This window comes from Variovorax sp. RCC_210 (genome assembly GCF_041355175.1).
Classification (GTDB): domain Bacteria; phylum Pseudomonadota; class Gammaproteobacteria; order Burkholderiales; family Burkholderiaceae_C; genus Variovorax.
On the sequence record NZ_JBFUPJ010000002.1, the window covers coordinates 261,862 to 286,480 of the forward strand.

The window sequence follows — 24,619 nt, forward strand, 5'->3', positions numbered from 1 at the left end:
CGTCAGCTGCCGGTGCCCGACTTCACCATCGGCAGCGACGTCGATTGCCCGATCGGCTCGGTGCCGGTGGGGTGCGACGCGGCATAGGCGCCGGCCTGGATGTCGGACACGGGCAGCGTGGAGTTCATTGCCGGTGCGCTGGTCGACTGGCCGACGGGTTCGGTGCCGGTCGGGCGCGCGGCGGCCATGGCGCCGGCCTGCACGTCGGGGCGTTCGGGCGAGTTCATCTGCAGCGGATGAAAGTCCGAGCCGTCCATGGTTTCGGCCGATGCGTTGACCGCGCCCAAGGCTGCCAGCGCAGCGAAGGAACCAACGGCAAGAAGCTTGAAGGAAGTGCGCATGATGTGTCTTCTCCTGGGTTCAGGTTGTCTCCGGTCGCGTGCCATCGGGCGAACTGCCCGTAGCAGGACCTGGATGCACTCTAGGCACGCAGACTGAGGGGACGGTGAGCGAAGACTTAGCTGCGAGTGAGTGATGCCGCGGGCCGGCATGCTCGTTTCTACCCACTCTACGTGGGCAAGGATGGCAAATGCACCCGCGCCATCAGGCCCTGGCCGTCGCTTCGGTTGCACAGCTCGATGCGCAATCCGTGCCGCTCGGCGGCCGTGCGCGCAATGGCCAGGCCCAGCCCGCTGCCGCCCACGGCCGAGCCCGGCACGCGAAAGAAACGGTCGAACACGCGGCCCATCGCGGCTTGCGGAATGCCGGGTCCGTTGTCCAGCACATCGACCACCACGTGGCCGTCGACCTGGCGCAGCGCCACGTCGACCACGCCGCCCTCGGGCGCATAGCGCAGCGCGTTGTCGATGAGGTTGTCGAACACGCTGCGCAGCTCGGCGGCGGGCGCGAAGACCACGGCGGCGATGCGGCCTTCGCTCTCGAAACCGATGTCCACGCGGCGCGCATCGGCCAGCACCATCAGCTGGCTCACGCTCTCGCGCAGCAGCACCTCGATGTCCACGCGCTCGCGTGCGTTGCTGCCTTGCGGCGCGTCCTGGCGCGACAGGTGCAGCAGCTGCTCGATCAGGTGCTGCGCGCGCGTGACGCCCGCCTCGAGCTGGTTGAAGCGCTCGGTGGCTTCGCCGGCCGGCACGTGCGCGCGCAGGTTCTCGATCTGCAGGCCGATGGCGGCCATGGGCGTGCGCAGTTCGTGCGCGGCGTCCTGCACGAAGCGGCGCTGCGTGGCGAAGGCGCTGCGCACGCGCGACAGCAGGTTGTTGAAGGCGCCCACCAGCGGCGCGATCTCGTCGGGCACGCGCGCCAGCGAAAGCTCGGTGGGGCTGCGCTCGTCCTGCGAGGCCACGTCGCGCGCCACCGCGCGCAGCGAGCGCGAGGCGGCTGACACGATGACCCACAGGATCAGCAGCGCCAGCGGCAGCAGCAGCGTGATGGGCAGGCCTTCGAGCAGCGCGCGGCGCAGGGCGCGGCGGCGGCGGTAGTCCTCGTTCTGCAGCACCTGCACGCGCGGCTGGTCGGCGCGCGGGCCGGGCTCGGCGGTAAACACGCGCCAGCTGGAGCCCGCGTGCGCGCCGGTGCTCACATCGCCGAAGCCGGGGCTTTTTTGCAGCGGCACCGACAGCACCGGCCACGAGGTGGCGCGCAGCGTGGCGCCGTCGGCGCTCCAGATCTGCACGATGAAGGCGCCGCGCGAGAACGCGGCCTCGCCGTCCATCGGCTGCGGCAGCTTCAGCGGGTCGCTGCCCGCGTACGACTCGGCCACCAGGCGCATCTGGTCGTCCAGCGCGTTGTGCACCAGGTTGCCGTAGGCCACGAAAGAAAACCACGCCGTGAGCACGGCCGCTCCCAGGTGCAGCGTGATGAGCCACAGCAGCAGCTGCGTGCGCAGCGAACGCGGCCGCCACCAGCGGCCCGCGCCGCGCACCGCGCCGTTCATGCAGCCACGCGCCAGCCCAGGCCGCGGACGTTGCGGATCGCGTCCGCGCCCAGCTTGCGGCGCATGCCGTGGATGAGCACGTCGATGGCGTTGCTGGTCACTTCCTCGCCCCAGCCGTAGATGCGGTTTTCGAGCTGTTCGCGCGACAGGATGGCGCCGGGCCGCTCCAGCAGCGCATGCAGCAGCGCGAACTCGCGCGCGGTGAGCGCCTCGCGCGCGCCGTTGACCACCACCTCGCGCGTGGTCAGGTCGAGCTGCAGCGCGCCGCCGCCCACCAGCGAATGCGCGGCGCCGTCGCGCCGGCGCACCACGGCGCGCATGCGCGCGAGCAGCTCGCGGAATTCGAAGGGCTTGAGCAGGTAGTCGTCGGCGCCCAGGTCGAGGCTGTGGATGCGGTCGTCCAGGCCGTCGCGCGCGGTCAGCACCAGCACGGGGGTGGCGTCGCCGCGCTCGCGGGCCCGCCGCAGCACCTCGGTGCCGTCCTGCCGGGGCAGGCCGAGGTCGAGCAGCACGCAGGTGTAGCCGCCGTCGCCCAGTGCGCTTTGCGCCAGCTCGCCGTCGCGCACCCAGTCCGCGGACCAGCCCGCGCCTTCGAGCGCCTGCTTCAGGCTGCGCCCGATCATTTCATCGTCTTCCACCAACAGTACCCGCATGGCGGCGTCTCCTTCGGCCGCAAGGTAGCACGCGAACGGGATGATCGGAAGTGCCTGCGCCGGGCGCAGCGTAATTGCCCAGACTTAAGGCAACCTGAGCCGGCTTTTCAGAACTTCTCGTGCGGCCCCAGGTAGCGCCACTGCCCCACGGGCAGGTTGCCCAGCATGACCTTGCCAATGCGCACGCGCTTCAGGCCCACCACCTTCAGGCCGACCAGCTCGCACATGCGGCGGATCTGGCGCTTCTTGCCTTCGGTGAGCACGAAGCGCAGCTGCTCGGGGTTCTGCCATTCGACGCGCGCCGGCTTCAGCGCCTGGCCGTCCAGGCTCAGGCCGTGGCGCAGCCGGGCCAGCATGGCCGGCGGAAACACCGCCTGCACGTTGGTGGTGATGGGGTCGTCGTCGTCCATGCGCACCAGCTGGCCCGGGGGCGCGGGCTGGCCCAGGCCGTGGTAGGCCACGCGCACCAGGTATTCCTTTTCCATCACCGAGTCTTCGCCGATGAGCTGGCGCGCGATGCGCCCGTCCTGCGTCATCACCAGCAGGCCGATGGAGTCGATGTCCAGCCGCCCGCACGGCGCCAGGCCGCGCAGTTGCTGGGGGCTGAAGAAGAAGCGCGCGTTGTCGTCGGCCCAGCGGTTCTGCGGGGTGAACAGCGTCACCGCGGGCTCGTGGCCGTCCTCGGCCTGGCCGCTCACGTAGCCGATGGGCTTGTTGATGAGGATGGTGACCTGGTTGGCCTGCTGGCCCTTGGCGGCCTTGTCGACCTCCACGCGGTCGGAGGGCGTGACCTTCACGCCCATCTCGGCCGGCTTGCCGTTGACCTTCACCCAGCCGTTGGCGATCCACTCGTCGGCCTCGCGGCGCGAGCACATGCCGAGCTCGGCCATGCGCTTGTTGAGGCGCACGGGCGCGTGGGGGGAGTTGGAAGGCTCGGTCATCGGAGGGCTTGATCAATGTGCGGCACCGATGCTATCCTGAACGCAAGCGAGAGTTGATCTCGCCCTTTTTGGGGGATTCCCAAGTGACCACACCAAGCACTCAGACTGCACGCAAGTTTCAATACGCCATCGTCATCGGGCGTTTCCAACCCGTCCATTTCGGACACCAAAGACTCATCGAAGAAGGCCTGCGCGCCGCCGAGCGCGTGATCGTGGTGGTCGGCTCCGACCGCAAGCCGCGCAGCGTGAAGAACCCCTTCACCTTCGACGAGCGCGAACGCATGGTGCGCGCCTGCCTGCGCGGCAGCGAGCAGATGCGCGTGAGCGTGGTCGGCGTGGGCGATTCGCCCTACAACGACCAGCTCTGGATCGCGTCGATCCAGTCCGCCGTCGAGCGGCTCATCGTGCAGGACGGCCACGCGCCGGCCCAGGCCAGGGTGGCGCTGGTGGGCCACCTGAAGGACGCGTCGAGCTACTACCTCAAGCTCTTTCCGCACTGGGAATTCGTCGGCCAGAACAGCGTCGAAAGCCTCAACGCGACCGACGTGCGCAGCCTCTACTTCGACCCCGAGAACCGCGGCCAGCTGGCACGCGCCGACCTGCCCGACGGCACGGCCGCCTTTCTCGACCAGTTCACCCGCACCGCCGACTACGCCGAGCTCTGCGAAGAGCGCGCCTTCCTGGTCGACTACCGCGACAAGTACCGCTACGCCGGCAGCAGCTTTCCGCCCATCTACACCACGGTGGACGCCATCGTGGTCGAGGCCGGCCACATCCTGCTGGTGCAGCGCAAGTTCCATCCCGGCAAGGGCACCTGGGCGCTGCCCGGCGGCTTCGTCGGCCAGCACGAGCGGCTGCAGGACGCGGCCATTCGCGAGCTGAAGGAAGAAACCCGCCTGAAGGTGCCGGTGCCCGTGCTCAACGGCAGCATGAAGGCCAGCCATGTGTTCGACGCGCCCGACCGCTCGCAGCGCGGGCGCACCATCACGCACGGCTTTTTCTTCGAGCTGGCGCACAACCAGTGGACCGGCCTGTCGGACGTGCGCGCCGACGACGACGCGGCCGAGGTGCGCTGGGTTCCCATTGCCGAGTTCCTCGACATGCAGGACCGCATCTACGAAGACCACTTCTTCATCGCGAATCATTTTTTGGGTGGCCTGGGCAAGAACTGAACGACCGGGCTTTGTCAGCAAGAACGGCCCCGGTTGACGGGTGCCACAGTGAAAGGAGCTTTCACACATGAACCGCAATCTCACCTCCACGCCCCTGGGCAACAACCTGCTGCTTCGCACCGACTCCTACAAGGTGTCGCACTGGATGCAGTACCCGCCCGGCACGCAAACGGTGTACAGCTACATCGAGTCGCGCGGCGGCATCTTCAGCCACTCGCTGTTCTTCGGCCTGCAGGCCTACCTGCGCGAATACCTGCAGACGCCGGTGACGCTCGACGACGTGGAAGAGGCCGCGGCGCTGATGGCGGTGCACGGCGAGCCCTTCAACCGCGAAGGCTGGCTGCGCCTCATCGAGAAGCACGGCGGGCTGATGCCGGTGCGCATCCGCGCGGTGCCCGAGGGCAGCGTGACGCCGGTGCACAACGTGCTGGCCACCATCGAGAACACCGACCCCGAGTTCTTCTGGGTAACGAGCTTCCTGGAGACCGAGCTGCTGCGCGCCATCTGGTACCCGACCACGGTGGCCACGCTGTCGGCAGCTGCCCGCACCACGCTGCTGCGCTACCTGGAAGCCACCTGCGACGACCCGCAGGGGCAGATCGCGTTCAGGCTGCACGACTTCGGCGCGCGCGGCGTGTCGAGCCTGGAATCGGCGGCGCTGGGCGGCATGGCCCACCTGGTGAACTTCATGGGCACGGACACGCTGGCGGCGCTGGTGGCGGCGCGCCGTTACTACGACTGCGACGTGGCGGGCTTTTCGATTCCGGCGGCCGAGCACAGCACGATCACGGGCTGGGGGCGCGACCACGAAGCCGATGCGTACAGCAACATGATCGACCAGTTCGGCAAGCCCGGCGCCACCTTCGCGGTGGTGAGCGACAGCTACGACATCTTCAACGCCTGCGCGCGCATCTGGGGCGACGAGTTGAAGGCGAAGGTGGTGGCCTCGGGTTCGACGCTGGTGGTGCGGCCCGACTCGGGCGACCCGGCGGAAACGACGCTGAAGGTGGCGCAGATACTGGCGGAGCGTTTCGGCACGACGACGAACGCGAAGGGCTTCAGGGTGCTGAACAACGTGCGCATCATCCAGGGCGACGGCGTCAACCTCGACTCGCTGCGGCTGTGCCTGTCGAACTTCTATCACAACGGTTTCTCCACCGAGAACATCTCCTTCGGCATGGGCGGCGGGTTGCTGCAGCAGGTCAATCGCGACACGATGCAGTGGGCCATGAAGTGCTCGGCCATGCAGGTGAAAGGCGAGTGGCGCGACGTGTACAAGTCGCCGGTGGGCGACGTGAGCAAGGCATCGAAGAAGGGGCGTCTCGCGTTGGTGCGCGGTTCGGGCGGCATGGAAAACACGGTGCGCGAAGAGGCGCTGTCGCCGGGGCAGGTCGACCTTCTGCAGACGGTGTTCGAGAACGGGCGCATCGTGGAGAACACCAGTTTCGAGGCGATTCGGGCACGGGCCGCGGAAGGGGTGAATCAGTTCGTCACTTCTCGGGCGCCGCTCTGAAGGGCTTGCGTCGTCCAGAGGGCACGTGAACCAGGGCGTGCGAGAGAGGCGCGTGATCAGGGCGAGTGCCACACGCCATCGCCATAATCCGCGCAACTCCCGGAATTCATGACCAAACTCCTGATCCTCAGCGTGAGCGCCGGCAACGGCCACGTGCGTGCAGCACAGGCGCTCGCCGCCACCGCCCAGACCCTCGCCCCGCCCTGCACGGCGGTCCACATCGACGCGATGGCCCACGTGGCCGGGGGGTTTCGCAAGGTCTACACGGACTGGTACATCCAGCTCGTGAACCGCGCACCCGAGCTCTGGTCCTACCTGCACCAACGCACCGACACCACGCCGCACCATGCGCCCTCGCAACGCCTGCGCCGCGGCATCGAGCGGCTGAGCACCGGGGCGCTGGTGAAGGAAATTCGCCGCGAGCAACCCGATGCCGTCGTCTGCACGCACTTTCTGCCGGCCGAACTGCTGATGCGCGAGCGCAACCGCGGGCGCATCGAGTACCCGGTGTGGCTGCAGATCACCGACTACGACCTGCACAACATGTGGCTGGTGCCGGGCATGGCGGGCTACCTGGCAGCGACCGAGGAAGTGGCCTTCAGGCTGCGGGCGCGCGGCATTCCGGCGGACCGCATCCATGTGACGGGCATTCCGGTGATGCCCGCGTTTTCCGAGCCCGATGCGCCGGCGCTTTCGCGCGACGCCTGCGTGGCCGAGCTCGGGCTCGACCCGGCGCGGCCGGTGCTGCTGATGGCCTCGGGCGGCGCGGGCGTAGGCGATCTCGCGAGCATGGTCGAGCGTGTGCTCGGGCTGGGCGGAACGAACGGCACGCCAGGCAACTTCCAGGTGATCGCCGTGGCCGGGCGCAACGTGGAGGCGCACGGCAAGCTCGAGGCGCTGGCCAGGCGCCACCCCGGCCGCGTGGTGGCCATCGGCTTCACCAACGAAATGCACAAGCTCATGGCCGCGGCCGACCTGGTCGTGACCAAGCCCGGCGGGCTCACCGTGTCCGAATGCCTGGCGCTGGGCAAGCCGATGCTGCTGATCTCGCCCATTCCGGGGCAGGAAGAACACAACGCCGGCTTCCTGATGGAAGAAGGCGCGGGCTGGCTCGCATACGACGCCATCGGCCTGGACTACAAGGTCGCGCGGCTGATGGCCGACCCGGCCAAGCTCGCGGCCATGGCGGCGCGCAGCCGCGCGCTGGGCAAGCCGCAGGCGGCGCGCGCGGTGCTGCAGCATGTGCTGGGCGCGGCGAAAGCAACGACCGCGACGGGAATGGCGGCATGAACGCCGCCGCCGAAAAAACCGGCGTGGGCCGCACGCTCGGCTACCTCGCCTGGGTGGTCGTGATGGCGTTCTTCTTCGCCAACGCCGAGATCCAGATCGAGGGCGGCGCGGGCTGGGCCACGTCGCTGCCGACGTGGCGCATCGAGAACAGCATCTGGCTCGACCTGTTCTGGGGCGGCCGCGCGATGACGGGCTACCACGCGTGGGTGTTCACCTTCATGGCGCTGGTGTTCTTCTCGCCGCTGGCCTTCAACGGGCGGTGGACGTGGCGCAACGTGGGGCTGGCCGCGGTCGGCCTCATCGTGTTCTGGGTGTGCGAGGACTTTCTCTGGTTTCTCATCAACCCGGCCTTCGGCTGGGCACGCTTCAACCCGGTCGATGCGTTCTGGCACAAGCATTGGGCATGGGGCGCGCCGGTGGACTACTGGGGCGGGCTGGCGGTGGCGCTGCTGATCCTGGTGGTGCGCCACTGGCCGCGCAAGCCATGACGAAGGCACGCACACCCGGCGACGACAAGGGCCCTGTCGACCCGCGCCCCGGCCACTGGGCCGACGCGCTGGACGAGCTCCACGTCGAGAACCTGCACCGCATCACGCCCACGCTGTACCGCAGCGCGCAGCCGCGGCGCGCGGACATGGCGGCGCTGCAGCAGCTGGGCATTCGCACGGTGGTGAGCCTGCGTTCGTTCAACGACGACAAGAAGGTGTTCGCGGGCTCCGGCATCCGGCTGGTGCGCGTGCCGATCAACACCTGGTCCATCGACGACGCCAAGGTGCTGCGCGCGCTCACGGCCATTCGCGAGGCCGAGAAGCACGGGCCGGTGCTCATCCACTGCATGCACGGCGCCGACCGCACCGGCGTGGTGGCCGCGGTGTACCGCATGGCCGTGCAGGACTGGGACAAGGACAGCGCGCGCCACGAGATGCTGCGCGGCGGCTACGGCTATCACACGCTGTGGCGCAACATTCCGCGCTACATCGAGCGGCTCGACCCGCTGAAGATGCGCCACGCGTTGGCCCATGCCCCGGTGATTCCGGTGGTGTCCTGAAGGCGCCTGCAGGTTTCGAAACGCGCTCCTATACTGGCCGCCCCGTGGCCACAGGCCATCTACGAACCCCTTCAAAAGGCTTCCACCATGGCACTGCAGATCCGCTCCCTCGTTCGCGCGAACGGCGAACTCGAACTCTCGCTGCACGACGACCCGATTCCCGAGCCGCAGGCGCATGAAGTGGTGATCCGCGTCGAGGCTTCGCCGATGAACCCGTCGGACCTCGGCCTGCTGTTCGGCGCGGCCGACATGGGCACCGCCAAGGCGTCGGGCACGCCCGAGCGGCCAGTGGTGACCGCCACGGTGCCCGAGCGCGCAAGGCCCGCGATGGCGGGCCGCCTCGACCAGTCGATGCCGGTCGGCAACGAGGGCGCGGGCGTGGTGGTGAAGGCCGGTTCGTCGCCGCAGGCGCAGGCGCTGCTGGGCAAGACGGTGGCGGCCATCGGCGGCGCGATGTACTCGCAGTACCGGGCCGTGGCGGTTGCGCAGTGCATCGAGCTGCCGGCGGGCACCACGCCGTCCGAAGGGGCGTCGTGCTTCGTCAACCCGCTGACGTCGCTCGGCATGGTCGAGACCATGCGCATGGAGGGCCACAAGGCGCTGGTGCACACGGCGGCGGCGTCCAACCTGGGACAGATGCTCAACAAGATCTGCCAGAACGACGGCATCGCGCTGGTGAACATCGTGCGCAAGCAGGAGCAGGAAGACCTGCTGCGCGGGCTGGGTGCAAAGTACGTGTGCAACGCGAGCGCGCCCACTTTCATCGAAGACCTGACGCAGGCGCTGGTCGAGACCGGCGCCACGCTGGCCTTCGACGCGACCGGCGGCGGCAAGCTCGCGGGCCAGATCCTCGGGTGCATGGAAGCGGCGCTCAACCGCACCGCCAAGGAATACAGCCGCTACGGCTCGACCACGCACAAGCAGGTGTACATCTACGGCGGCCTGGACCGCAGCCCGACGGAATTCGTGCGCAACTTCGGCATGGCCTGGGGCATGGGCGGATGGCTGCTGTTCCCCTTCCTCGGCAAGCTCGGCGACGAAGGCACGAAGCGCCTGAAGGCACGGGTCGTCGCCGAATTGAAGACGACGTTCGCCAGCAAGTACACCCGCGAGGTGTCGCTTGTCGAGGCGCTCCAGCTGGATGCGATCGGCGTGTACGGCAAGCAGGCCACGGGCGAGAAGTTCTTGCTGAATCCGAACAAGGGCATTGCTGCTTGAAGCACTTGTTGTGATGCGCTGTTGTTCGGGGCGCTGATGTTCAGGGCGCGATCACGCCGACGGGGTATCCCTTTTCTCGAATGTCCCCCGGCCTTCGGCCTCCTCCTTTATTTCTCGAAAAGGGATACCCCGCCGTCGTGATCGTTGTTGAGGGCGGTGCTTGATCGCGGTTCACCCGCAGCGTGCCCAAGTGAACAGGGCGTCGGGTGCTTCACGCAGCGAAATAAAGGGGGAGCCCGTAGGGCGGAGGACATTCGCGGAGGGAAGTACCCGGCGGCCTGTTCACACGCTACGAACCGGCACTCTCGAACACAAGCCCCTACTGCAGCACAAGCCGCCCACCGCGCACAGTCACTTCCTTGCGCACAGAGCCGAACTTCGGATGGGCAAGCCACGTCAACCACAGGCTGCCCGGCGTACGGAAGCGCCCCAAACGCTCGCGCAGAGACGCCCCGCTGTCGTCCTCGAGCTCGATCGTTTCCAGGCAGCTCTGAACAAGCAAGCTGTCCCGCTCCACCATCCGCAACGACGGCTTCGACACCTCGACGAGCCGCAACACGTCTTCCGTTCCCGCGCCGCAGTAACCCGCGCCACGGTTGCTGCGTGAAGGCTGCTGCGTGACCAGGTAGAGGTACGTGCGGCCGTCCTGTTCGAAGGTCTTCGCACCGACGACGAAGGCGTCGTCCGATGCGGCGACGGCGCGCTTCAGCGTGGAAGTCCAGGTCGCGTCCACCGCCGGCAACGGCGCGGCATGAAGGGTGGCGTGGAGTGAGGCGCCGAACAGCGCGACGAGCGCGACTAGGTGATTCGTCTTCGGGTGCATGCCGGTGATTGTCGCCACGCGTCCGCCGTGCCCGACAAGCAAAACGCTTGACCCTCTCGTTGCGTCACACCCTAGGATGCCTTCGACTTGAAGACATACGGACAGAGAGATACAGAGAGGGAAGGCATGTTTCTGAAGATCGGCGAACTCGCCCGGCGCACCGGGCTGACGGTGCGCGCGCTGCGGCACTACGAAGACATCGGCCTGCTGGTGCCGTCGCAACGGTCCAGCGGCGGCTACCGCCTGTACGACGGCAAGGACGTGGCGCGGCTCTACCGCATCCAGGCGCTGCGGCGGCTCGACCTGTCGCTGGCAGAGATACAGCGCCTGCTCGACGACGCGGCCGGCGGGCTGTCGGACGTCGTCGCGCAGCAGGTGAAGCAACTCGACCGCGAGATCCGCCAGGCCACGGCCCTGCGCGCGCACCTGCTGGCCATGCAGCGCCAGTTGCAGGCCAGCGAAGAGCCCGGGCTCGACGACTGGCTGCTGGCGCTCGAAAGCATGGTCGCGGGGGCGAAATACTTCAGCGACGACGAACTGCGCACGCTGGGTGCGCGGCACGGCGATGCAGCCGATGCCACCCAGGCCCCCCAGGCCACCGATGCCGTCGAGACCAGGACGCGCAAGCGCGCCGCGCTGGCCGCCTCGCTGCGCGAACTGGTCGCCGCCGGCGCTTCGCCTGAAAGCCCGCAGGCGCAGGCCCTGGCGCGACGCTGGATCGACATGCTGCTCGAAGAAGCGGGCGGCGACGAAGGCTTGCTGATCAAGCTCTACACCATGCACTGGAACGAGCCATCGCTGCGCGCGCTCACCGGCGTGGACCGCGCCGGCATCCAGTACATCTCGCACGCGATGGCGTATGCGCGCCTCGCGCTCTATGCGCCGCATTGCAATGCCGACGACATGGCCACGCTGCGCCGGCACTACGTCGGGCAGACCGATGCATGGCCGCCGCTGATCACCGAAGTGCGGCAGCAGATGCTGGCCGACGCGTCCGCCGACGGCGCGCCGATGCGTGCGCTCGCGCAGCGGTGGCGTGCGCTGTCGCTGGCCAAGGCGGGCGGCGACGCGGCGCTCGACGCCCGCTTGCAGCACGCTTTTCGCAACGACCCGGCGCTGCGCGTCGGCTCGGGCATCGATGCGCCGCTGGCGGCCTATGTGCAGCAGGCCATCGCCCGGCTCGATGCGCCGTCCAACGCCTGAACGCATCCACCACGCCAACGACACCAACGACATCCACGACGCAAGCAGCAACGCAATGACCCCGCTCACACAGACGAACCCGCACTTCTTCACCGGCAACTACGCGCCGCTCACCGAGGAGCACGACCTCGCGGCGCTCGACATCGAAGGCACGCTGCCGCCGGGCCTCTCGGGCAGCCTGTATCGCGTCGGCCCCAGCCCGCAGTACGCGCCGCGCGACGACCACTACCACTGGTTCTCCGGCGACGGCATGGTGCATGCCTTTCACATCGACGCGGGCAAGGTGTCTTACCGCAACCGCTGGGCGCGCACACCGAAATGGCAGCTGGAGCACGACGCGGGACGCGCGCTGTTCGGCACCTTCGGCAACCCCGCCACCAGCGATCCGCTGGCGCAGGGCCGCAACGGCGGCACGGCCAACACCAGCATGCTGTGGCACGGCGAGCGGCTGTTCGCGCTCGAAGAATCGCACCAGCCCTTCGAGTTGGATGCGCACACGCTGGCGTCCAAAGGGCACCAGAGCTTCGGCGACCGCATCGACTCGCGCTGCACCGCGCACCCGAAGCAAGACCCCGAGAGCGGCGAACTGCATTTCTTCGCCTACTCGCCCGACGGGCCCTGCTCGCCGACGATGCTTTACGGCGCGATGGACCGGCACTGCAAGGTGACGCAGCGCCGGACCTTCACCGCGCCGTACGCCAGCATGGCGCACGACTTCATGCTGACGCGCGGGCATGTGCTGTTCCCCGTGACGCCGCTCACGCTCAGCATGGAGCGCGCGATGCGCGGCAAGCCGCTGCTGGCATGGGACGCCAGCCTGCGCACGCACGTCGGCGTGATGCAACGCGACAGCAACGCGAATGCAGCGCCCGCGCTGCGCTGGTTCGACACCGACGCCTGCCACGTGTTCCACGTGATGAACGCCTGGGACGAGGGCGACACCATCGTGGCCTATGTGATGCAGTCGGACACCGCCCCCGGCCTGCCCGACGCCGAAGGCCGCCCCGGCGAGCCCGGCGCGATGGCCGCGCGCCTGTGCCGCTGGACATTCGACACGGGCAGTGCGGACAACACCTTCCGCCGCGAGTACCTCGACGACCTGGCGGCAGAGTTTCCGCGCATCGACGAGCGCTCCACCGGGCGGCGCAACCGCTACGGCTTCTACACCTGCCACGCGACACCGCGCTTGCGCGACGACAGCGAGAGCGTGCTGTACGACAGCCTGGCGCGCTTCGACTTCGACACCGGCGAGCGCACGCTGCACACGCTGCCTGAAGGCGATGTGGTGTCCGAGCCGGTGTTCGTGCCGCGCACGCCCGACGCGGCCGAAGGCGACGGCTGGTTGCTGGCGGTGGCATGGCGCGCGCGGCAGCAGCGCAGCGACCTGCTGGTGTTCGACGCCACCGACCTCGCGGCCGGCGCGGTGGCGGTGGCCCGGCTGCCGCACCGCGTGCCCTTCGGCTTCCACGGCACCTGGAGGCCCAACGTGCGGGCCAACGCGCAGCAACGCCCCTAGACGACCAGCCGGTACCCCACGGCCGTCTCTGTCAGCAGGTGCTTCGGCTGCGCCGGGTCGGCTTCGAGCTTCTGCCGCAGGTGCCCCATGTAGATGCGCAGGTAGTGGCTCTGGTCGGTGTGCGACGGCCCCCACACCTCGCGCAGCAGCTGGCGCTGGGTGAGCACGCGGCCGGCGTTGGCGACCAGCACCGACAGCAGGCGGTACTCGGTGGGCGTCAGGTGCACCTCGGCGCCGGCGCGCCGCACCAGGCGCGCGGCGCGGTCGAGCTCGATGTCGCCGAAGCGGAACAGCGCCTCGGGCGGCTCGTCGCCGCCACCACCCGCCGCGCGCGGGCGGCGCAGGTTGGCCCGCACGCGCGCGAGCAGCTCGCCGGTGCCGAAGGGCTTGGTCAAGTAGTCGTCGGCGCCGGCGTCCAGCGCGGCGATCTTGTCGGCCTCGTCGGTGCGCGCCGACAGCACGATGATCGGCACGGCCGACCAGCCGCGCACATCGCGAATCAGCGACACGCCGTCGCCGTCGGGCAGGCCCAGGTCGAGCACCAGCAGGTCGGGCTGGCGCGTGCCGGCCGCCGCCAGGCCGTCGCGCAAGGTGCCTGCCTCATGCACCAGCCAGCCCTCGGCTTCGAGCGCGCCGCGCACGAAGCGGCGGATCTGCGGCTCGTCTTCGATCACGATGGCGGTGGGAGATGGCATGGCTTCAGAGTTGGGCTTCGGCGGGTTCCGGCGGCTCGCGGCGCGGCAAGGCGACCGTGAATTCTGCACCGCCGCCGCGCGCATTCCCCGCCGCGATTTCGCCGCCGTGCGCGCTCACCACCGCCTTGCAGATGGCCAGCCCCAGGCCCACGCCGGGCGTGGCCGACTCGGCCTCGCCGCGCGTGAACTTGTCGAACAGCTTCTGCTCGTGGCCCAGCAGCGCGGCGGGCAGGCCCGGGCCGTGGTCGCGCACGGTGAGCATCAGCGTGCCGGGCTCGGCCCGCGCACCGACCACGATGGGCGGCGCGCCGTACTTGGTGGCGTTCTCCAGCAGGTTGACCAGCACGCGCTCGATCAGCACCGCGTCGAACTCGACCAGCGGCAGGTCGGGGTCGAGCGCGGTCTGCACCACGGTGCTGCCCAGCGAGGTGCGCGCCGCGCGAATGGCCGAGCCCACCACCTCTTCCACCGACTGCCAGTCGCGCCGCAGGTTCACGGCGCCGCCGGCAATGCCGCTTTCGAGCCGCGCCATGTCGAGCAGGTTGTTCACCAGCGCATGCAGCTCGTGCGCCTGCGCGACGATGGCGCGCGCGGCGTAGGCATGTTCCTCGGGCGGCAAGGTCTGCAGCGACTCGGCCAGCGCGATGAGCGCGGTGAGCGGCGTGCGCACGTCGTGCGAGATGGCGCCGAGCAGCGCATTGCGCAAGCGCTCCGACTCCATCTCGACCACGGCCTGCTGCGCCACCTCGACGTAGTGCACGCGCTCCAGCGCAATGGCGATCTGGCGCGCCAGCGTGTCCAGCTGCTGCGCCTGTTCGGGAATGAGCAGCCAGCGCGGCTGCGCGGGCGACAGCGCCAGCACGCCGCGCACGCGCATCGGCGCCTGCAGCGGCACGTAGTGCCAGGGCTGCGCGGCCAGCGTGGCGGTCGCCAGGCCCGCGCTCTGGCCGTGGCGAAAGGCCCAGTCGGCCACCTGCGGGTCGAAGCCCCGGGGCGGCTCGGCGGGCAGCACCAGCTGGTCGGCCGCGTCGGTCACCAGCACCAATGCATCGCCGCCGAAATGGCCGCGCACCGCGGCCGCGCCGAGCGCGACCACCTGCGAGCTTTCGAGCGCGGCCGACAGCTCGCGCGTGAGCTCGAACAGCGAGCGCGCGCGCCGCTCGCGGCTGGTCGACACGCCGGCCGCGAAGCGCAGGCCCGCGGTGAGCTGGCCCACCAGCAGGCCGACGCCGAGCATGATCGCGAAGGTCAGCACGTACTGCACGTCGCTCACCGCGAAGGACATGCGCGGCGGCACGAAGAAATAGTCGAACGCCGCCACGTTCAGCAGCGCGGCCAGTGCCGAGGGCCCGCGCCCGAAGCGCATCGCCACGCCCACCACGCCGAGCAGCAGCAGCATGACGATGTTCGACAGCTCCAGCACGCTGGCCAGCGGCGTGCACAGCAGCGTGAGCGCCACGCTGGTGGCGGTGGCCCACGCGTAGGCGGGCCAGTAGGTGGGCGCCTTCTCGTGGTCGTCGCTGTCGATGCGCGCGCCCTCCAGCGGCGCGCGCGACAGGCGGCGCGAGCTGTCGGCCCGCGCGACCTCCATGATGTCCAGCGCGGGCGCCTGCGCGGCGATGGCCGCCGACAGCGGCTGCGCGGCCGCGGGCCACCAGCGGCGCCAGCCCGCGGCCGGCTCGGAGCGCCCGAGCACCAGCGTCGCGCAGTTGAGCCGGCACGCCTGCTCGGCGAGCTGCTCGGCCACGTCGGCGCCGGTGAGCACGGCCGTGGCCGCGCCCAGTTCTTCCGCCAGCTTGAGCACCGCCAGGATGCGGTCGCGCTCCGCCGCGGCCAGCCGCTGCAGCCGCGGCGTCTCGACGTAGGCCGCATGCCAGCGCACATTGAGCTGGCCGGCCAGCCGCGCCGCGGTGCGCACCGTTTGCGCCGCGCCTTCGTGCGGGCCCACGCACGCGAGGATGGCGCCCGAGGTGTTCCAGGCCTGCAGGCCGCGGCCCTTGCCGTTGCCCCAGGTGCCGCCCGCGCCGGCGCCCGACTGCTCCACGCGCCAGCCGCGCACGTCGTCTTCCACATGCTCGGCCGTGCGGCGCAGCGCAATCTCGCGCAGCGCGATCAGGTTGCCCTTGCGGAAGAAGTTCTGCGCCGCGCGCTCGGCCTGCTGCGGCAGGTAGACCTTGCCGGCGGCCAGCCGCGCGGTGAGTTCGTCGGGCGTGACGTCGACCAGCACCACCTCGTCGGCCTCGTCGAGCACGGTGTCGGGCACGGTCTCGTGCACGCGCACGCCGGTGATGGCGCCCACCGTGCCGTTCAGGCTCTCCAGGTGCTGCACGTTCAGCGCCGACCACACCTCGATGCCCGCGGCCAGCAGCTCCTGCACGTCCTGCCAGCGCTTGGCGTGGCGCGAGCCGGGCGCGTTGGTGTGGGCCAGCTCGTCGACCAGCAGCACGGCGGGCTTGCGGGCCAGCGCGGCGTCCAGGTCGAACTCGGCCAGCGTGCGGCCGCGGTAGGCCAGCTCGCGCAGCGGCAGCGCGGCCAGCCCCGCGAGCAGCGCGGCGGTTTCGCTGCGGCCGTGCGTCTCGACCACGCCGATGAGCACGTCGCGCCCCGCCGCCTGCTCGCGCTGCGCGGCGCTCAGCATGGCCCAGGTTTTTCCCACGCCGGCGCTGGCGCCGAAGTAGATGCGCAGCTTGCCGCGCTGGGCGCGCGCCTCGCTGTTGCGCAACTGCGCAATCAGGGCGTCGGGGTCGGGGCGGAGCATGTCGTTCATCGGCAACTCAGGTTATCGCATCGGGTGGCAGGGGCGCCAGTGGCGTGTCGAACGCTTCGCTCGCGGGCGAAGCGGCGAATTTCCCGCCGCCCAGAATGAATTGTCTGAAGCCTGGAAAGCAGACACACCATGAACAGCACCTCTTCTCCCACCCATCCGGCTCCTTCGCCGCCCGGCCGCGCCGCTGGCGGGCACCGCGGGCTCGCGCTGGTCACGCTGTGCCTGGCGGTCCTGGTCGCGCAGGTCGACATGGCCGTGGTCAATCTCGGCACGCGCCCCATCGGCGACTATTTCTCCGCGAGCGTCATCGCGCTGCAGTGGGTGGTGGACAGCTACAACCTGGTCTACGCCGTGCTGCTGCTCACCGGTGGCCTGCTGGCTGACCTGTACGGCCGGCGCCGCATCTTCATGACGGGTGCGGCGGTGTTCACCGGCGCCACGCTGCTGTGCGCCTTTTCGACGTCGGTCTGGATGCTGATCGCCGGCCGTGCGCTGGCGGGCCTGGGCGCGGCGCTGCTGATGCCCGCCTCCCTTGCGATCGTTCGGGTGGTGTGGCAGGACGCTGCCGAGCGCGGCCGGGCGCTGGGCATCTGGGCCGCCTGCAACGGCCTCGCCATGGCCATCGGCGCGCCGCTGGGCGGCGTGCTGATCCATCACTTCGGATGGCGCAGCATCTTTCTCGCGGTGATCCCGCTGAGCAGCACCGCGCTGCTGCTGGCATTGCGCGCGATTCCCGAGTCGTCGGACCCCACGGGCCGCAGCCTCGACATGCCGGCGCAGGTCTTCGGCGCGCTCGCGCTGGGCGGGCTGGCCTTCGCCGCCATCCAATCGCACGACGCGCCGGCACTGGCTGCCGCCGTGCTGGCGGGGGCCGTGGTCGCCTTCGTGCTGTTCCTTCGCATCGAGCGCGGCAAGGGCGCCGCAGCGCTGGTGCCGCTCGACCTCTTCAAGGTTCGCGCGTTCCGCGGCGCGATGGTCGCCACCATCGGCATGACCTTCGGCATGTACGGCACGCTGTTCCTGGTGCCGCTCACATGGTTGAGCACCGGCGCGCTCGACGCCACGCAGGCCGGCCGCGCGCTGGTCCCGATGGCGCTGGCGTTCGTGGCCGTCTCGCCGTTCAGCGGCAGGCTGACCACGCGGCTCGGCGCGCGCACCATGACCTGCGGCGGCGTGGCGGTCATCGGCTGCGGGCTGATCCTGATCGGGATCGGCGCGCCCTTCGCATCGATCGCGCTCGCGCTCGCGCAAGCGGGGCTGGTGTCGACGGGCATCGGCATGGGCCTGGCCACCGGCCCGCTGATGGGCGTGGCGGTCGGTGCGGTCGATGCCGCGCGCTCGGGCACGGCGTCGGCGTTGATCAACGTCGCGCGCATCGCGGGCGCCACGCTCGGCGTCGCGATGCTGGGCGCGCTCTTTGCGGCAGTGCACGGCGGTGCCCGGGGGCTGCAGACCGCGATGTTCGCGGGCGCCGCGGTGCAGTTGGGTTGCGCGGGGCTGGCGTGGAACATGGCGCGAGACGTGACGCGGACGGCCCCGGCCTGACCCGGTGGCTTCGAAGCGGCGATCGGCCCGCATGCGGAAACGGCACGCCTGTCAGCGCGCCGACTCGTCCTTGCCGCGGGGACGATGGTGGCGCCGGACGGTGCGCGACAGCACCCACCACGCAAAGCCCAGCGGCACGAACAGCGCCGCCATGGCCAGCAAGGCCAGCAGCAGGTCAGTGACCATGGCGCAGGCCGCAGCGCGCGAGGTGCTCGCGCCAGCTCACGAGCCGGCCGATCTCGCCGGAGGGCACGCACTCGATCAGCCTGTGCAGCACGTCGGCATAGCGCGCGAGCGGCAGCCGGATCATCAGGCGCACGCAGGGCGCGTCGCTTTCCTGCGAGCAGCAGCCGTGCAGCAGCGGCTCGCAGCGCACCACGCCCGCGTCGGGGCAGCCGGCGATGCTGCGGCGCACGCGCAGGGCGTCGGCGCAGCAAACGGTGACGTCGAGCACGTAGAACGGGCTCGGGTGGTTGTTCATGGGGGCGTGCATTCGCGGCACGCCGGGGTGTTCACGGTAGGCGGCATAGGCCATGGTTGTTTGCTCCTCAACGCGGGGTCGACGGACTGAAGGCACCGGAAGACGCGTCCAGCGCGATGTTCAGCGCCAGCACGTTGACGCGGTGCTCGCCCAGGAAGCCCCACAGCGGACCCTGCGTGTTGTTGGCGATCAGCGCGTTGACCTGCTCGATCGGCACGCCGCGCGCACGCGCCACGCGCGCCGCCTGGTACTTGGCGGCGGCGGGGCTGATGTCGGGGTCCAGCCCGCTGCCCGAGGTGGTGACCAGGTCGACCGGCACCGGCGCGGTGTTGCCGGGGTCGGCCGCGCGCAGCGCCTCGACGCGCGCCTTCACCGCGTCGGTGAGCGCCGGGTTCAGCGGCCCCTGGTTGGAGCCGCCCGAGGCGCTGGCGTTGTACGGCTGCGGCGCGGTGGCCGACGGCCGGCCCCAGAAGTGCCTCGGGTCGCTGAAGTTCTGGCCGATGAGCTTCGAGCCCACGGTGGTGCCGTCGAGCACGACCAGGCTGCCGTCCGCCTGCGCGGGGAACACCGCCTTGGCGGCGCCGGTGACGGCCAGGGGGTAGATGAGGCCGGTGAGCGCGCTCAGCAGCACGAAGAGCACGAGCGCGGGGCGAACGATGTTGCCGTGGTTGCCGTTGTTGTTGTTCATGACGAGAACTCCTCAGACCAGGTGGACTGCGACGAGCAGCCAGTCGATCAGCTTGATGCCGATGAAGGGAACCAGCAGGCCGCCCAGCCCGTAGATGGCCAGGTTGCGGCGCAGCAGCGCGGCGGCGCCCACGGGCCGGTAGCGCACGCCCTTGAGCGCCAGCGGAATCAGGAACACGATGACCAGCGCATTGAAGATCACCGCGCTCAAAATGGCCGACGACGGGCTCGCCAGGCGCATCACGTTCAGCGCGCCCAGCTGCGGGTAGGTCGACACGAAGATCGCCGGAATGATCGCGAAGTACTTCGCCACGTCGTTCGCGATCGAGAAGGTGGTGAGCGAGCCGCGCGTCATCAGCAGCGCCTTGCCGGTTTCCACCACCTCGAGCAGCTTGGTCGGGTTGGAGTCCAGGTCGACCATGTTGCCGGCCTCCTTGGCGGCCTGCGTGCCGCTGCCCATGGCCACGGCCACGTCGGCCTGCGCGAGCGCGGGGGCGTCGTTGGTGCCGTCGCCGGTCATGGCCACGAGGCGGCCTTCGGCCTGGTACTGGCGGATGAGCGCCAGCTTGTCTTCCGGCGTGGCCTCGGCCAGAAAGTCGTCCACGCCGGCTTCGGCAGCAATGGCGGCGGCGGTGAGCTTGTTGTCGCCGGTGATCATCACCGTCTTGATGCCCATGCGGCGCAGCTCGGCAAAGCGCTCCTTGATGTCGGCCTTGACGATGTCCTTCAGCTCGACCACGCCGAGCACCCGGTTGCCTTCGGCCACGGCCAGCGGCGTGCTGCCGCGGCGCGCGGTTTCTTCCGCGGCGCGCAGCACCTCGGGCGCCATGCTGCCGCCCAGCGCCTCGACGTGGCGGCGCACGGCCTCCACCGCGCCCTTGCGCAGCAGCACGTCGTCGGTGTCCAGGCTGTTGGGCGCCGCGGGCAGGTCGACGCCGCTCATGCGCGTCTGCGCGGTGAAGGGCACGAAGCGCGCGCCGTCGACGGCACTGGTGTCCAGCCCGTCGCGGCGGGCCAGCTCGACGATGCTGCGGCCTTCGGGCGTCTCGTCGGCCAGCGAGGCGAACATCGCGGCGCGGGCCAGCCGGGCCTTGGTGATGCCCGGGGCGGGCAGGAACGAGGTGGCCTGGCGGTTGCCGTGCGTGATGGTGCCGGTCTTGTCCAGCAGCAGCACGTCGACGTCGCCGGCGGCTTCCACCGCGCGGCCCGAGGTGGCGATCACGTTGGCCTGCATCATGCGGCTCATGCCGGCCACGCCCACGGCCGACAGCAGCCCGCCGATGGTGGTCGGAATCAGGCACACCAGCAGCGCGACCAGCGCAGTGAGCGACACCACGGTGCCCGCGCCGGCGGCCTCCACGCTGAACACCGAGAACGGCAGCAGCGTGACGGTGACCATCAGGAACACCAGCGTCAGCGCCACCAGCAGGATGGTGAGCGCGATCTCGTTGGGCGTCTTCTGGCGCTTGGCGGCCTCGACCATGCCGATCATGCGGTCGAGAAACGACTCGCCCGGGTTCACCGACACGCGCACCACCAGCCAGTCGGACAGCACGCGGGTGCCGCCCGTCACGGCCGAGAAGTCGCCGCCCGATTCGCGCACCACGGGTGCCGATTCGCCGGTGATGGCGCTTTCGTCGACCGAGGCCACGCCTTCGATGACTTCGCCGTCCAGCGGAATCACGTCGCCGGTTTCCACCAGCACGATGTCGCCCTTGCGCAGGTTGGGCGCCTGTTCGGGCAGCCACTGCGCGCCGTGGTGCGGCTCGGTGAGCTTCTTGGCCCAGGTGTCCTTGCGCAGCCCGCGCAGCGACGCGGCCTGTGCCTTGCTGCGGCCTTCGGCCAGCGCTTCGGCGAAGTTCGCGAACAGCACGGTGAACCACAGCCACACCGTAATGGCGAGCACGAAGGCGGGCTTCATGCCGGTGTCGCCCGGGAAGCTCAGCGCATGCACCCACAGCAGCGTCGTGAGGATGCTGCCGATGTACACGATGAACATCACCGGGTTGCGCCACTGGGTGCGCGGGTTCAGCTTGGCGAAGGCGCCCCACAGGGCGGGCTTGACCAGCGCTGCGTCGAACAGCGAGAGAGAGGTTTTTGTATTGGCGGTCATGACGGGCTCCTTACTTCCAGAGCACCAGGTGCTCGACGATCGGGCCCAGGGCCAGCGCCGGCACATAGTTGAGCAAGCCGACCAGCAGCACCGTGCCGATCAGCAACGAGACGAACAGCGGGCCGTGCGTGGGCAGCGTGCCACCGGTGACGGGCAGGCGCTTCTTGGCCGCGAGCGAGCCGGCAATGGCCAGCACCGGCACGATCATCGCGAAGCGGCCCAGCCACATGGCCAGCCCGAGCAGGCCGTTGTAGAAAGGCGTGTTGGCCGACAGGCCCGCGAAGGCGCTGCCGTTGTTGTTGGCGGCCGAGGTCAGCGCGTAGAGAATTTCGGAGAAGCCGTGCGCGCCCGGGTTCGCGATGCCGGCCTTGCCCGCGCCCGCGACCACCGCCACCGCCGTGCCCGCCAGCACCAGGATGGGCGTGACCAGGATGGCGATGGAAATCAGCTTCATCTCGCGCACCTCGATCTTCTTGCCGAGGTACTCGGGCGTGCGCCCGATCATCAGGCCGGCGATGAACACCGCGAGCATCGCGAAGATCAGCATGCCGTACAGGCCCGATCCCACGCCGCCGAACACCACTTCCCCGAGCTGCATCAGCACGATGGGCACCATGCCGCCAAGCGGCGTGAGCGAGTCGTGCATGAGGTTGACCGCGCCGCACGAGGCGGCGGTGGTCACCGCGGCGAACAGGGTCGACGCGTCGATGCCGAAGCGCAGCTCCTTGCCTTCCATGTTGCCGCCGGACTGCAGCGCGCTGGCCACCTGGTCGACGCCCAGCGACGCCAGCAGCGGGTTGCCGGCCTGCTCGGCGGGCGTGATGACCATCACGGCAATGACGAACATCACCGTCATGGCGGCCAGCACGGCCCAGCCCTGGCGCATGTCGCCCACCACATGGCCGAAGGTGAAGCACAGCGCCGCCGGGATCAGGAAGATCGCGATCATCTGCAGCAGGTTCACCAGCGCCGTCGGGTTCTCGTAAGGGTGCGCCGAGTTGGCGTTGAAGAAGCCGCCGCCGTTGGTGCCCAGCATCTTGATGGCCTCTTGCGAAGCGACCGGACCCATGGCGAGCGTCTGCGTGGCGGTGGTGGCGTCTTCCATCACCGGCTGGCCCTTGTCGTCCTTCAGCGGCTGGCCGTCGGGGCCGTTCTTCGGCTGCTGGAAGGCGGTGGTCTCCAGCGTGTTCACGGTCTTGTAGCCGTCGAAGTTCTGGATCACGCCCTGGCCCGCGAAGACCATGGCGAGCACGAACGAGATGGGCAACAGCACCCACAGCGTGATGCGCGTCACGTCGGCCCAGAAGTTGCCGACCAGGCCCTTGCCTTCGCCGCCTTCCCCGCGGCGCGCGAAGCCGCGCACCAGCGCGAACGCCACCGCGATGCCGGTGGCGGCCGACAGAAAGTTCTGCACCGTGAGCCCGAGCATCTGCGTGAGATAGCTCATGGTCGACTCGCCGGCGTAGCCCTGCCAGTTGGTGTTGGCCACGAAGCTCACGGCGGTGTTGAAGGCCGAGTCGCTGGACACCGCCGTCATGCCCGCGGGGTTCAGCGGCAGCCAGCCCTGCACGCGTTGCAGCGCATACAGAAAGACAGCGCCGATGGCGTTGAAGGCCAGCAGCGCGAACGCGTAGCGCAGCCAGTGCATCGACTGCTCGGGCCGGGTGCCCGCGAGCTTGTACAGCGGCGCCTCGACGCGCTGCATCCAGCGCGGCAGGCGCTCGTTGCACATCGCGGCAAGGAACTTGCCGACGGGCCAGGCGAGCACGCCCAGCACCGCGAAGAAAAGGGCCAGCAGGCCCCAGGCGGAGGCGGTCATGTCAGAACTCCTCCGCGCAGATCAGCGCGAACACGAGGTAGGCGAAGAGGATCACGGCAATCAGGGCGCCGAAGCCGTACAGCACTTCGAGGCCGATCACGATGCGGCTCCGTCGACGGCGCCGGGCGCCTTCAAGGCGTTCGACGCCTTCGATGGGTTCTTCGGCGCGTCGAGCTTGTCCAGCCCGACCACCATGGCCCCCACCACGGCCCACAGCGCCAGCAAGGCGCCCATCCAGACGATGTCCATTCAATTGCTCCTGGAGCGAAACACAAGGCCTCCAGTCTCGGCAGCGGTGCGTAAAAACGGGGAACAGAGTCGGCGGGGCCGTATAAAGAAAGCGTAAAAACGCCGCGCCTCGGGCACCCCCGACACCCCGTGCCGTGCGCGGCGCGCACAGCAGTTGTCGCCGCGCGGCCCTGTGCGCGGGCCGGTGCCGTTCCTAGACTTTGCTGCGTCGCTTTCGACCAACCTCCGTCTTCAAGGAACCCACCATGTTCACTCTCTCGCGCCGCGGCCTCATGGGCACGCTGGCATGGCCTCTCGCGGCCGGCGTCGCCGGGGTCGTCGGCCGCACGGCTTCGGCAACGGGTTCGGCAACGGGCTCCGCTTCCACCCCGACCCCCACGATCCGCGCCATGTCGGGCGTGCGGGCCCGCCAGCAGTTGCCGGCCAAGGGCACCGCGCTGCTCGTCATCGATTTCCAGAACGAGTACTTCACCGGCCGCATGCCCATCGCCGACGCACCGGCCGCCATGGCCCACACCCGGCGCCTGCTCGACTGGGCCGACCGGCATGCGCTGCCGGTGTTCCAGATCCAACACGTGGCGCCGGCCGGTGCCGCGACCTTCGCGCAGGGCAGCGAGGCATTCGCCTTCCACGCCGACACGCAGCCGCGCCCGCGCGACACGCTCGTGCAGAAGACCAGCGTGAGCGTCTTCGCGAGCACCGACATCGCGCAGCAGCTGCGCAAGGCCGGCGCGCAGGCGCTGGTCATCGCCGGGCTCATGACCCATGCCTGCGTGGCCGGCGCCGCGCGCGACGCGGCGGCGCAGGGCTTCGAGGTGGTGGTGGCCTCGGACGCCACGGCCACCCGCTCCATTCGCCGCGAGAACGGCGACACGGTGCCGCACGACCAGCTGCACCGCGCGGCGCTGGCCGAGGTCGAGGACACCTTCGGCGACGTGCTGAGCACCGCGCAGGTCGTCGCGCTGCCGCTTGCCTGAAAATGCCGGGCTTCT

24 protein-coding genes are annotated in these 24,619 nt (G+C 69.8%); 10 read left to right on the forward strand and 14 right to left on the reverse strand.

From position 1 onward, the window contains the following. Positions 1-2 precede the first annotated feature (2 nt). The 4 genes from AB6807_RS09215 to AB6807_RS09230 form a co-directional block, all read right to left on the reverse strand. Positions 3-341, reverse strand: a complete 339-nt coding sequence (locus AB6807_RS09215) for a hypothetical protein (RefSeq protein WP_116910211.1) — start codon at positions 339-341, stop codon at positions 3-5. 167 nt (positions 342-508) lie between these two features. After that, on the reverse strand, positions 509-1,894 hold the full coding sequence (locus AB6807_RS09220; protein ID WP_371084334.1) for a sensor histidine kinase: 1,386 nt from the start codon (positions 1,892-1,894) through the stop codon (positions 509-511). Next, the gene (locus AB6807_RS09225) at positions 1,891-2,547 is read right to left on the reverse strand and encodes a response regulator (RefSeq protein WP_371084335.1); all 657 of its coding nucleotides are present in this window, start codon (positions 2,545-2,547) and stop codon (positions 1,891-1,893) included. The genes AB6807_RS09220 and AB6807_RS09225 overlap by 4 nt, the downstream gene beginning before the upstream one ends. Positions 2,548-2,654: 107 nt before the next feature. After that, positions 2,655-3,488 carry a pseudouridine synthase gene (locus tag AB6807_RS09230; protein WP_116910214.1) on the reverse strand — a complete coding sequence of 278 codons (834 nt, stop codon included), beginning with the start codon at positions 3,486-3,488 and terminating at the stop codon, positions 2,655-2,657. 83 nt (positions 3,489-3,571) lie between these two features. Here AB6807_RS09230 and AB6807_RS09235 point away from each other — a divergent pair, with 83 nt between their 5' ends. The 6 genes from AB6807_RS09235 (at position 3,572) to AB6807_RS09260 (ending at position 9,729) form a co-directional block, all read left to right on the forward strand. Further along, positions 3,572-4,660: a bifunctional nicotinamide-nucleotide adenylyltransferase/Nudix hydroxylase gene (locus tag AB6807_RS09235; RefSeq protein WP_116910215.1), complete on the forward strand. Its 1,089-nt coding sequence runs from the start codon at positions 3,572-3,574 to the stop codon at positions 4,658-4,660. Positions 4,661-4,727: 67 nt separating this feature from the next. After that, entirely contained in the window at positions 4,728-6,173 is a 1,446-nt protein-coding gene (locus tag AB6807_RS09240; RefSeq protein WP_371084336.1) for a nicotinate phosphoribosyltransferase, read from the forward strand. Positions 6,174-6,281: 108 nt separating this feature from the next. After that, positions 6,282-7,463, forward strand: a complete 1,182-nt coding sequence (locus AB6807_RS09245; protein WP_371084337.1) for a glycosyltransferase — start codon at positions 6,282-6,284, stop codon at positions 7,461-7,463. Next, positions 7,460-7,951 carry a hypothetical protein gene (locus AB6807_RS09250; RefSeq protein WP_116910218.1) on the forward strand — a complete coding sequence of 164 codons (492 nt, stop codon included), beginning with the start codon at positions 7,460-7,462 and terminating at the stop codon, positions 7,949-7,951. Before AB6807_RS09245 ends, AB6807_RS09250 begins: the two co-directional genes overlap by 4 nt. Beyond that, positions 7,948-8,511 carry a dual specificity protein phosphatase family protein gene (locus tag AB6807_RS09255; protein ID WP_371084338.1) on the forward strand — a complete coding sequence of 188 codons (564 nt, stop codon included), beginning with the start codon at positions 7,948-7,950 and terminating at the stop codon, positions 8,509-8,511. The genes AB6807_RS09250 and AB6807_RS09255 overlap by 4 nt, the downstream gene beginning before the upstream one ends. 87 nt (positions 8,512-8,598) lie before the next feature. Continuing rightward, entirely contained in the window at positions 8,599-9,729 is a 1,131-nt protein-coding gene (locus AB6807_RS09260) for a zinc-binding dehydrogenase (RefSeq protein WP_371084339.1), read from the forward strand. Positions 9,730-10,048: 319 nt separating this feature from the next. On the opposite strand, the gene AB6807_RS09265 is transcribed toward AB6807_RS09260, so the two are convergent. Then, positions 10,049-10,570, reverse strand: a complete 522-nt coding sequence (locus tag AB6807_RS09265; protein ID WP_371084340.1) for a hypothetical protein — start codon at positions 10,568-10,570, stop codon at positions 10,049-10,051. 108 nt (positions 10,571-10,678) lie between these two features. Here AB6807_RS09265 and AB6807_RS09270 point away from each other — a divergent pair, with 108 nt between their 5' ends. Together AB6807_RS09270 and AB6807_RS09275 are read left to right on the forward strand one after the other, a co-directional pair. Beyond that, on the forward strand, positions 10,679-11,755 hold the full coding sequence (locus tag AB6807_RS09270; RefSeq protein ID WP_371084341.1) for a MerR family transcriptional regulator: 1,077 nt from the start codon (positions 10,679-10,681) through the stop codon (positions 11,753-11,755). Positions 11,756-11,810: 55 nt separating this feature from the next. Then, positions 11,811-13,271 carry a carotenoid oxygenase family protein gene (locus tag AB6807_RS09275; RefSeq protein ID WP_371084342.1) on the forward strand — a complete coding sequence of 487 codons (1,461 nt, stop codon included), beginning with the start codon at positions 11,811-11,813 and terminating at the stop codon, positions 13,269-13,271. Here AB6807_RS09275 and kdpE read toward each other — a convergent pair. Both kdpE and AB6807_RS09285 read right to left on the reverse strand, forming a co-directional pair. After that, positions 13,268-13,966, reverse strand: a complete 699-nt coding sequence (gene kdpE / locus AB6807_RS09280) for a two-component system response regulator KdpE (RefSeq protein ID WP_371084343.1) — start codon at positions 13,964-13,966, stop codon at positions 13,268-13,270. The genes AB6807_RS09275 and kdpE overlap by 4 nt on opposite strands. Before the next feature lie 4 nt (positions 13,967-13,970). After that, a complete protein-coding gene (locus AB6807_RS09285) occupies positions 13,971-16,733 on the reverse strand; it encodes a DUF4118 domain-containing protein (RefSeq protein ID WP_371084344.1) in 2,763 nt (920 codons plus the stop codon). A gap of 129 nt (positions 16,734-16,862) precedes the next feature. Here AB6807_RS09285 and AB6807_RS09290 point away from each other — a divergent pair, with 129 nt between their 5' ends. Further along, positions 16,863-18,278, forward strand: coding sequence for an MFS transporter (locus AB6807_RS09290; RefSeq protein ID WP_371084345.1), 1,416 nt, complete (start codon positions 16,863-16,865; stop codon positions 18,276-18,278). 51 nt (positions 18,279-18,329) lie between these two features. On the opposite strand, the gene AB6807_RS09295 is transcribed toward AB6807_RS09290, so the two are convergent. The 7 genes from AB6807_RS09295 to AB6807_RS09325 are packed head-to-tail and all read right to left on the reverse strand — an operon-like array spanning position 18,330 to position 23,627. Continuing rightward, positions 18,330-18,464 (reverse strand): hypothetical protein, encoded by a 135-nt coding sequence (locus AB6807_RS09295; RefSeq protein ID WP_286517482.1) that lies wholly within the window; start codon positions 18,462-18,464, stop codon positions 18,330-18,332. Further along, positions 18,454-18,813 carry a hypothetical protein gene (locus AB6807_RS09300; RefSeq protein ID WP_116910227.1) on the reverse strand — a complete coding sequence of 120 codons (360 nt, stop codon included), beginning with the start codon at positions 18,811-18,813 and terminating at the stop codon, positions 18,454-18,456. The genes AB6807_RS09295 and AB6807_RS09300 overlap by 11 nt, the downstream gene beginning before the upstream one ends. Positions 18,814-18,826: 13 nt before the next feature. Beyond that, entirely contained in the window at positions 18,827-19,447 is a 621-nt protein-coding gene (kdpC, locus tag AB6807_RS09305; protein WP_371084346.1) for a potassium-transporting ATPase subunit KdpC, read from the reverse strand. Positions 19,448-19,459: 12 nt separating this feature from the next. After that, a complete protein-coding gene (gene kdpB / locus AB6807_RS09310; RefSeq protein ID WP_116910229.1) occupies positions 19,460-21,559 on the reverse strand; it encodes a potassium-transporting ATPase subunit KdpB in 2,100 nt (699 codons plus the stop codon). Positions 21,560-21,569: 10 nt separating this feature from the next. After that, complete coding sequence (kdpA, locus tag AB6807_RS09315) at positions 21,570-23,378, reverse strand: potassium-transporting ATPase subunit KdpA (protein WP_371084347.1); 1,809 nt, start codon at positions 23,376-23,378, stop codon at positions 21,570-21,572. A 1-nt stretch (position 23,379) separates the two neighbouring features. Beyond that, positions 23,380-23,478, reverse strand: a complete 99-nt coding sequence (gene kdpF / locus AB6807_RS09320) for a K(+)-transporting ATPase subunit F (protein WP_116910231.1) — start codon at positions 23,476-23,478, stop codon at positions 23,380-23,382. Beyond that, positions 23,475-23,627, reverse strand: coding sequence for a hypothetical protein (locus tag AB6807_RS09325; RefSeq protein WP_165840357.1), 153 nt, complete (start codon positions 23,625-23,627; stop codon positions 23,475-23,477). The genes kdpF and AB6807_RS09325 overlap by 4 nt, the downstream gene beginning before the upstream one ends. A 245-nt stretch (positions 23,628-23,872) precedes the next feature. On the opposite strand from AB6807_RS09325, the gene AB6807_RS09330 reads away from it, so the two are divergent. Next, the gene (locus tag AB6807_RS09330; protein ID WP_371084348.1) at positions 23,873-24,604 is read left to right on the forward strand and encodes an isochorismatase family protein; all 732 of its coding nucleotides are present in this window, start codon (positions 23,873-23,875) and stop codon (positions 24,602-24,604) included. The last annotated feature ends 15 nt before the right edge of the window (positions 24,605-24,619 follow it).